Here is a 15,834-nt window from a genome sequence, read left to right on the forward strand (position 1 = left end):
ATACACAATCAAACTCCTGAGATCCAGGGGATACGCTGTTATTGGGGGCACAAATAACAGGAACGGAGCAAATCCCCGGGCTTTATGTACGATTATTTAAATTGGATTGTTGGAAATTTGGACAAACAACTAATTGAGAAAATTTAGATGGGATGGTGCGGAATGTGAGATATACCAAAATACTCTCTTCAAAGATATTATCGTTTAAGTATAGTTAACGTTTATGGACATCTAATTGGAAATATATAGGAATTAAGTGAGATTGCAGAATATTTTATAAAAATTGAAAAAGGCTTGTAAATGAGGTTACAAACTGGTTACATTTTTTGAATGTTACTTTTTTAATTTGGAGCGCCACCACGTAACTCATTGATTTACATGGTGGCCAGAGACGGAATCGAACCGCCGACACGAGGATTTTCAATCCTCTGCTCTACCGACTGAGCTATCTGGCCCCAATGGGATGCATTAAACCGCTTTATGGCCTTAGAGTCAAGCATTGATTTCATTTTTTTTGGAAAAATCTGAGGCCACTCAACAGGTTGGGTCATTATGTTTCAAAATGGACTAATTTGGAGTATATCCGGCAGGTTTTTCTGAGCCTTCACCAAAGAAAAACTTTTGCATTTCTTCTTTTAAAAATTCTCTTGATTTGAGTTCAAGCAAATTTAATCGATATTCATTGATTAACATGGTTTGATGAGACAGCCACATGTTCCAGGCTTCTTTTGATACTTCATTTAAAATGCGCTCACCCAGGACTCCAGGGAAGGGGGCTTTTAACATACCTTCTGCATCGCGCTTTAATTTACAACAATGTACAATTCTAGTCATAATTTACCTCTTATAACAGTAATGTTTCTCTGTAGAATGTCGGAGAGTATGATAATAGGTCACTGGGGGAGGGACCTATTAGGAAGGGTGTAGTTTACTGTGGATTAACTAATTTTGTAACCTTTTTAGTCGGAGCGGGTTTTTACTTGTCCCAATAAAATATGCTGGGATAAAATCTGCTCTTGTTCATCAGTTAGACCATTAAATGTTACTGCCGTACGATAATGGTGTTCACTTTGATATTGGCTGTAAACCACAGTAGCCTCTAAAATAATCGGGATCATTTTGGGCTTGGTATAGATAACCATCTTTAAATTGGTTTTTTCTTTAATAAGTTCTGTTGTTTTAAATGCCATGCCGCCAAGACTAATGTTTACCTTACGCATTTGAATGGTATTGGTCATCAGCATTTGCCGAGACAAATAGTCTATTTTGGTATTTAATAGATTAAGATAATGAGCTAAAGCTGGGTCTTTTAATGCAATAGCCTGAGTTAATTCGGCTAATTCGTAGTCAATATTTTGGAAATAATGCGATGCTTCTAAATAGCGTTGTCCATTTTTACCCAATAACTCATCGACAACGGCTCTATCTGAGCACATTTCACCCGGTTCCATAATTCGGTAGTTAAAGTATATATAATCCTCGATACGGAAGTGTTGTCGTCGTTCATGTATTGGCATAATAACTCCATTTATTCAATATACTTTATACTGTTTGTCTCAGATATGGGTTGGTTTTAAAAAGACCACCTTATCTATAATATAGACAATTTTTAAAGCATTGCTAAATATAAATTGGAAAACAGGTATAATATAACTTGTTGGACTGAACTGTAAGACTTACTTGCGTTTTCTTTGTTTAACTAATTGAGTTTATTAAAATATGCGCTCGTCCTTGAGCACTTATCTTGACCACTTAGCAAACTGCTATTAGGGAGTTTTGAGCGGAGGGATTAGTGGATTCCATTTCCTGCCCAGCAACAGCCGCCATTAATGAATTGAGTGCTTCCCCTTTAAAAACAATACTTGTGCCGCGTAGAGTGGCTCTACTGAAGAATCTATTTTCATTTCTTGCTTGATAAGAGCTTGGTTCTTGTTTTTTAACTGCGGCAAAAAATCGCAGAGTAGCCTTTGCTTTTTCTTTCTGCTCAATTTGTTTCTCCTCAGCATCTGCTTCTGGAGTTGCATCCGAACTTGGATTTGGAATATAAACTACACTGCCTGAGTTTTCTTCTTCTTCTCCATCCTTTTCATCGGTTTCAGCAATACTTTTAATGATAAAGCTAGCTGGTTGTGATTGCTTATCTCCATCCGTTTTCTTTGTTTTATGAATAACAATACTACTTGAAAGGGATTCATCTCCTAATGATTCCTCGCTCAGATCTGAATCGGATTCGTCTGAGGAGAGGCTTGCCAATGGCTGTTGCGGCTGCTCATTCGGATTTGATTCTATCTCATTGCTACCGTCAGAAAGGGTTGTCGCAAATGTTGTTTTTATTTCCGTCATATTCGCTTGTAAGAAATCAATTACGTGTTGAGATTGTTTAGGTCCCAAATGTTGCAGATGTGTTTTAGATAAGGATATAAATGGAGTAAAATGGGATTGGAATTCCGATCCTGAAAAATCCAAAGCAATTTTTATTTGCGTTACATCAGTTACCTGAGGTACACGGAAGTAGCCGAAAGATAGGTAATGAATCAATTTTTGAGTGAAGCTAGCATGCGGCCAGTCTTGCTCTAATAGTGCTGTTTCAATGGATTTTGAAATAGTTGCAAAATAAGTCTTCGAACATTGTTCGTAGCATTTAATTGCTAGCTTTTCAGCAAGTCGACTCAGGCGACATTCTTGAGGATCTCGAGTGCTTAATTGAATAAAGAGAGGATTGGCTTGTTTCAATAATTCCTCATTGCTCAGGTTACTATTTAATAATGCCTGGATTTCATTATATTCGTTTTCAAGCCCCACTGATGCTGAAGGGAGCATATTTTCTACGTCTTCATAAAAATTAATCGGTTGCTTACTGATGGTAGTTAATAATTTTTGCATTTGGCTAATGGACAATCTTCTACCTTCTTCTTGGCGAGTCATTTCACGAATGAGCAAAATATAGTTCTTTAGTTGATTGTTTCCGTCTTTAAAATAGGACTCTATATCGCAATCAGGACTCCAATAGTCATCGGGTAGCTGATCCAGTTTTGTTAATAATAAGAATTCCTTAAGAGCCATACCGATTTGGTATGCCATAAATTGTTCCATATCAAAGCGGGTTTTATAGGCTTTGGCTACATATCCATCCTGGTCTTCATTGAGACAGTCAGTATATTCTTGTGGTGCATATTGAGGTGAAGAGCGTAAATTTGATGCGAGTTGAGACTTTCCGCTAACAAAGGTTTTTCTATCCGCGACAAGTAATCGATTATTATGAGCCAGGAAATTGCTTAATTTTATATCCGGATGGTATACATCAGCTTCTTTTAATTTGATGCAAAAGTTATTTATTCTTTCGAAGTAATGTTTTGCATGGCTCAAAATAAGCGTGGTATTTTTGTCCCGTAACTTTTTCGCCACGCTACTCAGATCGCCTTCATTGGCAAATTGGCTTACGACCAAAGGCTTATAGCAGACATCACCGTCTACATCTTTGAATCGAATCATCGAAAATGAAACATCATCAGCAAAATAATCAGTTACTTCATAAGACTGTAATTTTTGTTCAATGCCTAATTGTGGGCGATCTTCGATACGCATAACAAATCGTTTCGACGCTTCCTTTTTAGATTCTTCTCTTTCAAACTCTTCTTCAAACACTTTGATATCTAGGGTGAAATTAAAATTGTTCGCTTGGTGAGTACCTAAAACAGCAGTATGATAATTTTCACTCTCTTCTTCGTTATGGCCTTTAATTGCGGCTACTTTAGCTTTGGCTTGACCTAAATCACGAAGGTGTCTTTCTTTAGTGCTTTTATATTTGGTGTCATGCTCTATTAAATAATCAATACGGCAGCACAGACCAATGTATAAAGTCCTCTCGTTGGCATTCAGATCGGTTTTTTCAAGGAGCGCATCTCGTCGTTGCATTAGCTTGTGGAGATTGTTATAGGTCTCATCTTTTTCTAAGGCAGGGTAATCCCTCATTCTGCTTTTTATGGCTTTTGCAAATTGGGCGCTTTTTAAGAAAAAGGAGCCGTCCGGGTCAATACCGTAAGTAGTTAAAAGTGATTCCCAAGAGCCGGTACGGTCAGGATGGTCATTGCGCCAATTAAATAAATTCTCGTTTAAAGGAACTTTGTTCAATTGATATTGGATTCGTTGTAACTGAACTATACGCTGGATGTGATCATCTTGAGGAAGTGCATTAAATTGCTCAATAAATGTCTTTAGCGGGCCTCGCCCATATTGAGGATAAGGGGCAAGTTTTGCAAATACCTGACTAATTCGATAGTTCAGTTCATGAAACTGTTTTCGGCAACGTTCAAAAGGTAGGTTTTGTTTTAATAATTGATTGAGTGCTTCTGTTAATTTCTGTGCACTCTCTTCTTTGCGCAGTGCAGGCAGTTGCTCGGTACTGTTTGCTACTACATTAGCAAATTGAGTTGTTTGTAACAGGGAGTCTGCTAGAGGATTAATATCAAAAGATTTTAATAGTGCTTGCCAACTTCCTTCTTCTTCTGAACTGGCATCTAGCCAACGAGTTAATTCTGTATCACTTCGAGTATTTTTCAGGAAAAAATTAATTTTTTGCAAGTAAAAACATCGCTCTAAATAATTTTCTTTTGGTGTCTTATTAAACTTCTCTATAAGTTTTTGAATTTCAGGATTATTTGCTGAGTCAAATGGATTGTTTAACTGAGTCATTGGTGCTCCGGACAAAAAGCGATAATGGTATAAAAAGGTTCTAGTTGAACCTTAAAAATAAAATTGAATAAATTTAACACAGTGCGGTGTGTTATTCAAGAGCATAGTGGTTATTTTTGGATTTTAAATTACAGGGCAAGCCTGATTAAATCTGGCTTCAGCAAGAGATAATTACTACCACCAATACCTGGTTTTGTGCTTTAATAACACCTATTCTTTATTCGTATTTGGAAAGGTTTATCATGACTTTTGTCGTAACTGAAAGTTGCATCCGTTGTAAGTACACAGATTGTGTTGAGGTCTGTCCTGTTGATTGTTTTTATGAGGGGCCTAATTTTTTAGTGATCCATCCCGATGAATGTATTGATTGCGCATTATGCGAGCCAGAATGCCCGGTGAATGCTATTGTTTCTGAGGATGATTTAACTGATGAGCAACAGCAGTTTAAAGAATTAAATGCGAGACTTGCGCAAAAATGGCCGAATATTACTGCTAAAAAAGACGCTCCCGAAGATGCTAAAGATTGGGAAGGGGTAACTGATAAACTGCAATATTTACAAGAAGAGTAGTCGAAATCACTTCCCTTAGCGAATCATGCCGACACAGCCTGAGTGAAAAAGGTCGGCTTTCAACAGCCATCCCTGGATTTATGGCGAGAGCGCCTCAGTCTGATTTGGCTGAGGCTATTGCTCAGGCGATTGAGGACAAATCAATTTTAGTTGCTGAAGCAGGAACTGGAACTGGGAAAACTTTCGCCTATTTATTGCCCTGCCTGCTTAGTGGCAAGAAAGCACTTATTTCTACGGCCACTAAAACTTTACAAGATCAGCTTTATCAAAAAGATTTGCCTACTTTGGTTCGTGCTTTAGGTCTTTCTACACGCATCCAAAATTTAAAGGGCAGGGCAAATTATATTTGCCAGCATCGGGTTGAATTGCATGCCGAAGAAGGGCAGTTTCAAAGCCCGCAATGCGCACATGAGGTGGTTCATGTGCGTAGTAAATTATCGCAGATGAAATTAGGTGATCGCTCCGAGTTACCTGAGTTAAGCGAAGATTCTCCGGTATGGCCTTATGTCACCTCAACTGTTGATAACTGTTTAGGGGCGGAATGCCCAAATTATGAAGACTGCTTTTTGATAAAAGCACGTAAGCGAGCCTTAACTGCTGATGTGGTGGTTATTAATCATCATTTGTTCTTTGCTGATTCTCGTTTGAAAGATGAGGGTTTTGGGGAATTATTACCTGGTGTTGATGTGGTTATTTTCGATGAGGCTCATCAATTGGCAGAAATTGCCACTCATTTTAATGGCGACCGCATCGGCACACGTCAATTTCGCGATTTAGTTGATGATGTGATTCGGGAGTGGCCGGCGATTGATTTGGCGAACCAACCGTTAAAAGCATTAAGTTTCAAAGCAGATAAGCTGATGGATGAATTAGTGACGCATGTCTCTGCTTTTGATGAGCGCAGCAGTTGGGAAGAGCTTAAACGTAACAAAACCTTTATGGGGATTTGGGATAATTGGCTGAGCTTACAAAGCGAATTACTAGAATGCTTTGATGCAGAGGCGATTGCGGAAAAGCCTGGTTTAGTTCGTTGCAAGGAGCGTTTAGACGAGTTTGGCGGCGTATTGCAACTGTTTACTCAGACACAAAACGATAAAATTCGTTGGTTAGAGCGTTTTAAACATACCTTAGTATTTCATGCAACTCCTTATACCGTCGCGGAACCTTTTAGTCAGTTACTCAAAAGACAATCCTGTACTTATGTTTTTACGTCCGCAACTTTAACCATGGCAGATTCCTTTGACTGTTTTTGTAGCCCTCTTGGATTAGATGAAGCAAAAACCTTACTGTTACCTAGTCCTTTTGATTATCAGGAACAAGCCTTACTTTATTTGCCGCGCGGATTACCTGACCCTAAAAATCAAAATTATTATGATTTGTTGCTTAAACGAGTGGTACCCATTATTGAAGAGTTAGGGGGGCGTTGCTTCTTCTTATTTACCAGCCATAAAGCGCTAAAACAGGTTGCTCAAATGATGGACGGTGTCATAAACTACCCGATATTAATTCAAGGGACGGAGGCAAAGTCTATTTTGCTCGAACGTTTTCGGCAATTAGGTAATGCAATTTTATTAGGTACGGCAACCTTTTGGGAAGGCGTTGATGTTAAGGGAGAGGCGCTTTCTTGTGTTATCATTGATAAATTACCTTTTTCCAGTCCAGTTGACCCAGTTATCAGGGGACGAATGGCTTATTTAAAAGAAAAAGGGCTGTCTGGATTTGATGAATTATCTTTACCCAACGCGGTAATCGCATTGAAACAAGGGGTAGGGCGTTTAATTAGGGATAATACAGACAAAGGCATCTTAGTTATTGCTGATCCGCGCCTTACTGGTAGAGAGTATGGGCGACGTATTCTAGCCAGTTTGCCGAAACTTCCCAAAACACGTGATGAAGAAAAGGTTTTAAAATTTATTAGAGAGTTGGCATTAGATTATGAAACTGTTAGCGATTGATACATCAACAGAACAAGCAAGTGTCGCGGTATCGTTTGGTGATGAGCTACTGCATCAAGAGCAGGGGACTCAACGAACCCATGCGCAATTTTTGCTGCCTATGATTGATGAGTTATTGGCAAAGGCAAATATATCAATGACGCAGTTGGATGGCATTATTTTTGGTTGCGGACCAGGTAGTTTTACGGGCTTACGTATTGCTTGCAGCATTGCTAAAGGCTTGGCTTATGCTCATGATTTGGGCTTAATTCCGGTGAGCAACCTGGCGACTATTGCTTGGGGCGCACGCCAAGCAGATTCCGCTGTATTGGCCGTATTAGATGCGCGCATGCATGAGATGTATTGGGCTTATTACCCGCAAGCACAGTATGTTGCAGAAGAGTGCGTGAATGCAGTTGCTGACATTACAGTGCCTTCTGCGCAACCGATTGTACTTGCTGGGGTAGGTATTGATGAGTACTGGGCTGATTTTCCTGATGCTTTAAAGGCACAAGTGAGCAACAGGTTAACCGTATATCCAAATGCTGCAGCGATGATTGAATTGGCACGGGCGAATAATCTAGCTGCCATTGCTGTTGCTGATGCACAGCCAGTATACGTTCGCAATCAAGTAACATACGATAAGAACTCTTAATTGAGTGAAGGAGATCTTGGTGGATAAAAAATTATTGGAAATTCTGGTTTGCCCTTTATGTAAGGGCAAACTTATTCATAAAAAAAATGAATTAATTTGTAAATTTGATCGTTTAGCCTTTCCCATTCATGGCGATATTCCGGTTATGTTAGAGCATGAGGCACGAGTTATTCCCTTGGAAGAAAAAGATACGCTATAAATCCATTCACCCGAACGATTGCGAATAGTATTCGTTCGGCAGAGCCTGGTTGCAAGCAGGTTACTGCTTAGCAAAAGGGGGCAAAACATTTTGCCATCCCTACACTATTTATTTCATGAATAAGCTACAAGTACTCTCTACTTGCTCATGCCATTGGGAGGCATTGTCTAGCCATGACTTATTGGGGGCTAGCTGTTCTCCTGCTGTAATCGCAGCGTGGGGTAATGGCGTGATGATTGCAGTGAAAAAGCTATTGTGACTTTTATTGCTCAATAGGCTCGTCTCATAAGGGAGGCTTGTTAACTTTTCGCCTAGTAGCGTTATCTTTTTCCCTGTTTCTACTCCTTGCTCATAGGCTTGAATAGCATAAGAGTAGGCATTATAGGCTCCTCCAGCCATGAGTCCCAGAACAATTAAGGAAGGTGCCAAGGAAAATATAAAGCTCAATAAAAGAACAGCTCCGGTAAATAAAGCAGCGTTACACGTACTATCTACGGTAGAAAGTAGTTGTTGATTGCATGTGGAAATTTGCTCAATAAATTTGATAATCTCCGGTTTTTTTTTAATAAAATCAATATAGTTGGAAATTTCTTGGTTGTGACTTTGTGTGTTATTTATCGCTTGAAGATGAGTAAGCATCTTATCAATAATATAAATTAAATCAGCAATGTTTCCTTTGCGAATGTACGTCATTGCAATGTTATAAAAAAGGTTTGATACTTTGGGCTCTGTATTAATGAACTCACGTGCATAAGCTGCGACTTCATCTGGGAAATCTTTAGGTAATTCCCCAAGTATTAAACTGTTTTTTTTCCAAAATGCCATTCCGTGATTATATTTGGGTAGCCCGCTAGTAAAGGTGGTATTTCGTACAGCAACTGATTTTAATAAACTAACGTACATGTAAAATTTACCAAAATCATCTGTATCTTGATTTTCAATTTGTTTACACAATAAATCTAGCTTTTGTGATGGCATGATATTCTCTCATGAGGTTGTGGCACGAATACCCGTATTAGGTTGTGCTAATACGGGCTAGGTAATACTATAAACTGGGCTCTTGACATCGTTTGCGCCAGTAAAGGAAGACTGCAGGTAAAATCATTACAAAAATACCTATAGAGAAAACCAAGCGAAAATGAGAAGCACTACCAAAATTCATGAACTCGACAGGAGGTATAAAACCTACAATTAGGGTCATAGTACAGCCGCATAAACCCAAGATGCAGGTAAGATAATAGCCAGGCTTACCACCAGGTATTGCAAAGGGTCTTTGTACATGAGCAAATTTTGCTTTAAGCTTCCACGCAGCAATAAACATCAGTACATACATCATAATGTACAATTCAGTACTTAAAGCCGTGAACAACCAATAAATCGCATTCACACTGGGGAATAAAAGAAAGCCACTGCATAATACCGTTACTAATACTGCCTGTGCGATTAAAATGCGTGAGGCAACGCCATGCTTGTTTAATTTGCATAGGGATTTCGGTAAAAAATTATGATTTGCTGCCATGAGCAAGCCTTTGGCAGGGGAGATAATCCAATTGATCATGCTACCCAAGCTGCCTAAGAGTAAAAGAACAATCAAAATAGGCATGAGCCAAGTTAAATGATAGGCATGGAAAAAATTACTAAATGCCTGCATTACACCATCCACAAGACTAATTTTCTCTTTCGGTAATACGAAGGCAATCGCTAGAGAGCCTAAAATCATCGTTGATAAGATAAGTAAGCCTGAAAAGAAGAGGGCACGGGGGAAGTTCTTTTGCGGATCTTTCACGTTCCGCACATGCACCGCAGCCAGCTCCATACCTAAAAATGACGTCATAATTGCTGTAAGTGAAACCCAGGATTGACTGTCTTTCCATTGAGGTAATAAATGAGCAAGACTGAAATCAATGGCAATAGGATTCCCTTTAATAAGCCAGATAATTGCTAGCACAATAATAAAACCCATGGGAATAATCATACCTAAGATGGCACAAATTCCGGCAAAATGAGCAGAAGCACGCAATCCTGATAAACCGACAAAGGTTAAAGACCAGAAAATGGTGAGAATTACCGCGATCAAATAGTATTTATTTTGTGCTAGCTCCGGATTGACTAAATAAGCCAATGCACCGGCAATAAATGAAAGAATGGTGGGATACCAGACCAAGGTATTTATCCATTGCAGCCAAATTGTAAAGAAGGCCACATTCTCTCCATAGGCATGATTTACCCAGCTGTAAATACCGCCTTCTTCTTCAGACCAAGTTGAGGCTAACTCGGCTGCAACCATGGCGACCGGAATCAAAAAAACAATGGCCGAAAAGATAAAAAAGAAGATTAACGATGAGCCGAACAATGCCGTACCGGGTAAATTTCTAATGCTATCAATAGCACCGGTTATCAAGAGGACTAAAGCAAGTGCAGAAATTTTTTCCGAAGACCAGTTGTTCATTAATTCGTTCGAGTTATTAAAAGGGGAGCATTATATACTTAACATACTTTAAAATGCTATGTATGCCATGAATTTCCTCTCTAATTTTGAAGCAATTAATTACAATCCTGATTTACTTATTCGGACTCAAGCTTAATTTATTATTTTAGCTAGGTCGCACAGACCTGTGACGTGGGCCATTAAACCTTGGCCCACGTCACAAATTATTTATTTATTCTTATATCCATCACGACAAGACGGCGACTTAGGAACGGTTTCATTTTTTTCCCATTCTTCCGGAGTGTAGAGATGCATGCTTAAGGCGTGCAACCCTAAGTCAAACTCATTTGCGAGTAAATGATTAACTAAACGATGTCGGGCAACACGACTTAAACCAATAAATTTAGAAGAGATTGCTGTCACTTTAAAATGAGTTTCTGCACCTTCAGGAACATGATGATTTGATGACTCATCGTCAACACTTAAATAAACAGGGCTAATTTCCTGATTTAACATTTCTTCTATACGTATTTTTCGTGACATACTAAATCCTACAATTTGCCGGAACATATCGGTTATTATTTTTTTCAGTTACTGCACAAATCCAGGTAATGGATGTCGTAGGCGGTGTACCTGCACTGAGGAGCTCGCCTTTGGATTTGGGACTCATGGTGATTGCAACATTTTGGGCAAGTGGGGTGTAATTAATAGTAATTACCCCAGTGTTTTTGGCAATACTGACATTTTTTACAATAGCCGTAGCGGTGGGACTGGTCCATCCCATACTTAAATCAGTATTTCCGGTCATGGCATTTTCAGAAACCGTAGTTTGTGCCGTAGTCGCTAAACTCAAACCTTCTGTGACTCGGGCTCTAATCAGGTAATCTTGATAGGCTGGGATAGCAAGGGAAGCAAGAACCCCAATAATAGCTATAACAATCATCAATTCTATTAATGTTAAGCCTTTCTGTTTCATGTGTTGCTCCTAAATATAATCGTATTTGAGATAAGGCTACAGGGGATAGCCCCTGCAGTACAATGTAAGCTCTTTTAAAGTTTCTTAGCAACCAACTTATTTTTTAAACGAACATAATCAGGTAAACCATTAACGTATTCAGGATAGGCTTCACCTTGAATCAATGGGGCTAAATAACGTCGGCATGCCTCGGTAATTCCCATTCCATCTTCAGAAATATATTCTGCGGGCATGGCTTTTTCCTGATTCGCTACGTTTGCTAAAGGCACATGATTGATGGACCATTGATAAGGTTCATCTTGTTCACGCACGATAATAGGCATGATCGCATTATGGCCTTTAACCGCATATTCAACCGCTGCTTTTCCTAAAGCATAAGCTTGCTCTACATCAACTTTAGAAGCAATATGGCGCGCAGCACGCTGGAGGTAGTCCGCTACCGCCCAGTGGTATTTATAGCCTAGTTCAGTTTTAACTAATTGAGCAATAACTGGTGCAACACCGCCAAGTTGTGCATGGCCAAATGCATCGCGTAAACCGGCATCACTCAAGAATTTACCTTCACTATTGCGAATTCCCTCAGAAACGACCACAACGCAATAACCATGTTCTTTAACACAGTCATCAACCTTTTTAAGAAACTTAGTTGGTTCAAAAGTGACTTCAGGTAATAGAATAATATGTGGTGGTTCGCTGGAATTTTCACTGGCCAAGCCACCGGATGCTGCGATCCAGCCTGCATGACGTCCCATTACTTCAAGAATAAATACTTTAGTAGAAGAGGCGGCCATGGATGCCACATCAAATCCTGCTTCTTTAGTTGAAATCGCAACGTATTTAGCAACAGAACCAAAACCAGGACAGGCGTCAGTAAATGGTAAGTCATTATCGACCGTTTTGGGAATTCCAATACAGGTAATTGGATAACCCATTTTCTCGCCTAACTGTGATACTTTATGCGCTGTATCTTGGGAGTCTCCACCACCATTATAGAAAAAATAACCTATGTTATGGGCCTTAAAAACTTCGATTAGACGCGCGTATTCATCACCCTCATTCTTTAATTTATAACGGCAGGAACCAAAAGCGCCAGAAGGTGTTTGCATTAATTTGGCAATATCTGCATCTGTTTCTAATGACGTATCGATTAATTCTTCGTTTAATGCGCCAATAATCCCATTTTTAGCAGCGTATACTTTGCCGATCTGCTCAGGGTATAACTTAGCGGTTTGAATTACAGCACAAGCTGAGGCATTAATTACTGCGGTTACACCGCCTGATTGTGCATAGATAGCATTTTTTATTGTCATTTTTTCTCCTGCTTTATGAGTCTATTCGTCTGATGCTTGCCTGTGTTTAAAAGTGTGTAATCCTAAGGTTAATGTTTGCTGGGCTAACAAGCCCAGCCTCCGTATCATTTAATTTTTTAGAAGATAGTCGTGTTTATCAATTAAAAAAATCAGCCCATTTTGGCTCGGATACTAAAAATGTCAATAAACTCTAGGTATTTTCAGGTAGATTTTCATACTCGCTAATTACCGCATCAATACTTTGAATTAATTCGGCAAAGGGAATGGCGAGTTCTTCAACAGAAGCTGGACGAGCGGCCATTTTTTCTACCAGGATTACCTTCGCTTGTAAGGTTGGTACTCCGGAAAAGCAACATGCACCGTGAAGCTTATGTGCCGCAGCGCCAAGCTGTTTGATGTCGTTGTTATGCATTAGCTCAAGAAACTCTTCACGATTTTTATGTAATTCTTCAACGAATTGACGTAAAAATTCTTCAGCAAGCTCTTGATTTCCTGAAACTTTTTGTACACAGAGTTGCCAATCAATCGCGGCATGTTTGGCTCTATCAACGATACGTAGAATATGCATCAGTAATTGTTTTTCATCAATAGGCTTTTGCAGGCAAAGGTTGATACCAGATTTCTTTAACTCTGCATTATTGACATCACTGCTATTGGCGCTAATCAAAACGACAGGTGTATGTCGATTGAGTTGTGATTTTTGACGAATGATACGCGCGGCATCTAAACCATTTAGCTTAGGCATTTGCAAATCAAGCAGGATAATATCGTATTTTTTCTCATTGCAGGAAGCAACAGCCATTTCCCCATCGTCTACCGCATCAATGTTGGCATGGGTTCCTAACAATGAATCCAGGAGCATTTTATTTACCGGATTATCCTCAGCAATTAATAAATCTGGATGCAGAAAACGTAATTGTTCGCGCAAGCCATCTAATTCATGGTCCCCTTGTTTTTTTTGGGGGCTTTCATTAATGAGTAACTCAATGATATCTTGTAGTTTTTGGATACTAATGGGTTTAAATAAAAAGCCATGTGCGCCTAATGCCGCATAATCATGAATATGCCATTTAGAAATAAGTACGTAAGGGAAATGATTATGTGCTGCAATAATTTTTTCCATTTGCCGTTCACAGCCTTGGTTTACGTTCAGGAAGGCCATTTTACAGTCTATGTTATCATCTAAGGCTTGAGGCAACTGGCTAAATGAATTCACTGCAATACATTCTATTCCCCAATAACCTAGGCCATTACATAGAGCTTCCAAATGCAGTGGGTTATCATCGAAGCACAATACTTTAAAATGGGCAAAGCGATGTGTTTGATTCTTTTCTATTTCATAAGCAGCTAATTTTTCTACTTTAATATAGGCAGTAAAGGCAGAGCCTTTATTGAGTTCACTGGTCATGCTCAAACGACCACCCATTTCTTCACAAAGCTTTTTACAAATTACCAGGCCTAAACCAGAGCCACCATAACGGCGGGTGATGCTCGTATCTGCTTGATTAAATGCAGTGAATAGTTTGCCTTGATCCTCCGGTGAAATTCCCAATCCAGTATCACTGATCGTAATGCACAGGGTGTAATCTTTTTCTGTTTCTTGCTCGATGCGAGTTCGTATAAGCACATAGCCATGATCCGTAAACTTCACGGCATTGGTTATTAGATTACTGATGAATTGTTTAATACGGAATGGATCGCCTAAGGCTGTTTTGGGTACGTCAATGCCGGTAATCGGAATTAAATCAATTCCTTTCTTATGAGCAGTAGGGGCTGCTAAGGTAAGTACCTCATCAATACAATGTCGGATATTTAGGGGAATGCAATCGAGATGTAATTTTCCGGCATCAATTTTCGAGAAGTCGAGGATGTCATTAATAATCCCTAATAAATCTTGAGCAGACGATTTAATGGTTTTGACATAATCCAACTGCAGAGGATCAAGTTTACTTTCGAGTAACACGTTAGTGAAACCAATGACGCCATTCATTGGTGTACGAATCTCGTGGCTCATATTGGCAATAAATTCAGATTTTTGTCGGCTTTTCTCTTCGGTCTTTTTCTTTTCTAAGGACAGTTCAATATTCTTTTCTTCTAACAGCTCCAAGCTTTGCTGTAAGTCTTCAGTAGCGACTTCAATATGTTGATTAAGGTCTTTAATGGTATCGAGGTATTTTTTTTGTAAATGGGCGCAGCCTTTTTCAATAATACCTAATTCACCCTTGCTGGAGGTTTTTATCTCGGTTTCAAATTCGTTACGTAGAATTTGTTTCATGCTTCGACGCAAATGAGAGATGGGCAAATAAATACGTTTAGAAAGAAAATAATGGCTGGTTAATCCCATTAGCAAACCAAATAAGGTAATAAAAATAGTGACAATCAACATTTGATAACGTTTGATCAACATGGAGCGTGTATCAATATCAATGGAAAGCCAGCCAAGAATATCATCGGCTTGGAATGCTGAGGCATTTGCTTGCTTGTTACTAAAAGTAGTATTGGAGTACAGATTAAATTTAGGAATAGTGACTGGGGCAATGAAATTAATGGTGAAGGGGTTTATTTGTTTGCTTTCAATATAATCTCCAGTAAAGTCAGGAGGGGAAAAGGGTTTATGCAGTGAATGCTTGCCGCCACGATAGGCTAGTAATTGTCCTTCGCTATTATAAAAAGCGAGTGCTTTAACCTCAGGGTTAATCGTTGACGCATTAATTAAGCCTTGTAAAGTGCGGTCATCTCGACGAAGCATAGCATATTGAGCTGCGGGCACTAATTGGCGAATATAAGCTTCCCCCAGCCGTGACATGTGCTGTTTTAGATCATTACCAAAGAGGCCATTGTAAAAGACTGCGAAGAGCAATGCGACGAGAAAGGCTGGGATAAGGGTGGTAATTCTTAGTTGATATTTAATACCAATACTTTTCAAGGATGACTCCTGGGGGTAGATAATCTGACTTTTATGTTCTGTTTATCACAATTTATTTGCAGCATTCCAGTCTCTATGTAAGGCGCTTCACCCAGACTACAAAGTCAGTTATTATATACTCAAAATGCTATTTTTAAAGTGCTGC

Annotated in this window: 13 protein-coding genes and 1 tRNA gene; 4 read left to right on the forward strand and 10 right to left on the reverse strand. The window is 39.2% G+C overall.

Annotation, left to right across the window (positions count from 1 at the left end; genetic code table 11):
* Positions 1–379: 379 nt before the first annotated feature.
* The 4 genes from ACQY7T_RS01110 to ACQY7T_RS01125 form a co-directional block, all read right to left on the reverse strand.
* Positions 380–455, reverse strand: a tRNA-Phe gene (locus tag ACQY7T_RS01110).
* A gap of 112 nt (positions 456–567) precedes the next feature.
* On the reverse strand, positions 568–834 hold the full coding sequence (locus tag ACQY7T_RS01115; RefSeq protein ID WP_428410893.1) for an oxidative damage protection protein: 267 nt from the start codon (positions 832–834) through the stop codon (positions 568–570).
* A 125-nt stretch (positions 835–959) separates the two neighbouring features.
* Positions 960–1,517: a PilZ domain-containing protein gene (locus ACQY7T_RS01120; protein ID WP_058535562.1), complete on the reverse strand. Its 558-nt coding sequence runs from the start codon at positions 1,515–1,517 to the stop codon at positions 960–962.
* A 235-nt stretch (positions 1,518–1,752) separates the two neighbouring features.
* Positions 1,753–4,692: a hypothetical protein gene (locus tag ACQY7T_RS01125; RefSeq protein WP_428410894.1), complete on the reverse strand. Its 2,940-nt coding sequence runs from the start codon at positions 4,690–4,692 to the stop codon at positions 1,753–1,755.
* 242 nt (positions 4,693–4,934) lie between these two features.
* Between ACQY7T_RS01125 and fdxA the strand changes: the two genes are divergently transcribed.
* The 4 genes from fdxA (at position 4,935) to ACQY7T_RS01145 (ending at position 8,049) form a co-directional block, all read left to right on the forward strand.
* On the forward strand, positions 4,935–5,261 hold the full coding sequence (gene fdxA / locus ACQY7T_RS01130; protein WP_428410895.1) for a ferredoxin FdxA: 327 nt from the start codon (positions 4,935–4,937) through the stop codon (positions 5,259–5,261).
* An 80-nt stretch (positions 5,262–5,341) separates the two neighbouring features.
* Positions 5,342–7,216: an ATP-dependent DNA helicase gene (locus tag ACQY7T_RS01135; RefSeq protein ID WP_428410896.1), complete on the forward strand. Its 1,875-nt coding sequence runs from the start codon at positions 5,342–5,344 to the stop codon at positions 7,214–7,216.
* Complete coding sequence (tsaB, locus tag ACQY7T_RS01140) at positions 7,197–7,850, forward strand: tRNA (adenosine(37)-N6)-threonylcarbamoyltransferase complex dimerization subunit type 1 TsaB (RefSeq protein WP_428410897.1); 654 nt, start codon at positions 7,197–7,199, stop codon at positions 7,848–7,850. The genes ACQY7T_RS01135 and tsaB overlap by 20 nt, the downstream gene beginning before the upstream one ends.
* Positions 7,851–7,869: 19 nt before the next feature.
* Positions 7,870–8,049, forward strand: coding sequence for a Trm112 family protein (locus ACQY7T_RS01145; protein WP_428410898.1), 180 nt, complete (start codon positions 7,870–7,872; stop codon positions 8,047–8,049).
* 108 nt (positions 8,050–8,157) lie between these two features.
* Here the strand turns inward: ACQY7T_RS01145 and ACQY7T_RS01150 are convergent, their stop codons facing one another.
* From ACQY7T_RS01150 to letS, 6 genes are all read right to left on the reverse strand, one after another.
* Complete coding sequence (locus tag ACQY7T_RS01150; protein WP_428410899.1) at positions 8,158–9,027, reverse strand: hypothetical protein; 870 nt, start codon at positions 9,025–9,027, stop codon at positions 8,158–8,160.
* 67 nt (positions 9,028–9,094) lie between these two features.
* On the reverse strand, positions 9,095–10,498 hold the full coding sequence (locus tag ACQY7T_RS01155) for an APC family permease (RefSeq protein WP_428410900.1): 1,404 nt from the start codon (positions 10,496–10,498) through the stop codon (positions 9,095–9,097).
* Between the two features lie 207 nt (positions 10,499–10,705).
* Entirely contained in the window at positions 10,706–11,020 is a 315-nt protein-coding gene (locus tag ACQY7T_RS01160; RefSeq protein WP_428410901.1) for a BolA family protein, read from the reverse strand.
* 1 nt (position 11,021) lies between these two features.
* The gene (locus ACQY7T_RS01165) at positions 11,022–11,453 is read right to left on the reverse strand and encodes a pilin (protein WP_428410902.1); all 432 of its coding nucleotides are present in this window, start codon (positions 11,451–11,453) and stop codon (positions 11,022–11,024) included.
* A 74-nt stretch (positions 11,454–11,527) separates the two neighbouring features.
* Positions 11,528–12,763, reverse strand: a complete 1,236-nt coding sequence (locus ACQY7T_RS01170) for a 6-phosphofructokinase (protein WP_428410903.1) — start codon at positions 12,761–12,763, stop codon at positions 11,528–11,530.
* Positions 12,764–12,953: 190 nt separating this feature from the next.
* The gene (gene letS / locus ACQY7T_RS01175; protein WP_428410904.1) at positions 12,954–15,689 is read right to left on the reverse strand and encodes a two-component system sensor histidine kinase LetS; all 2,736 of its coding nucleotides are present in this window, start codon (positions 15,687–15,689) and stop codon (positions 12,954–12,956) included.
* Positions 15,690–15,834: the final 145 nt, after the last annotated feature.

Origin of the sequence: Legionella sp. (genome assembly GCF_965140895.1) — a bacterium.
GTDB lineage: Bacteria > Pseudomonadota > Gammaproteobacteria > Legionellales > Legionellaceae > Legionella.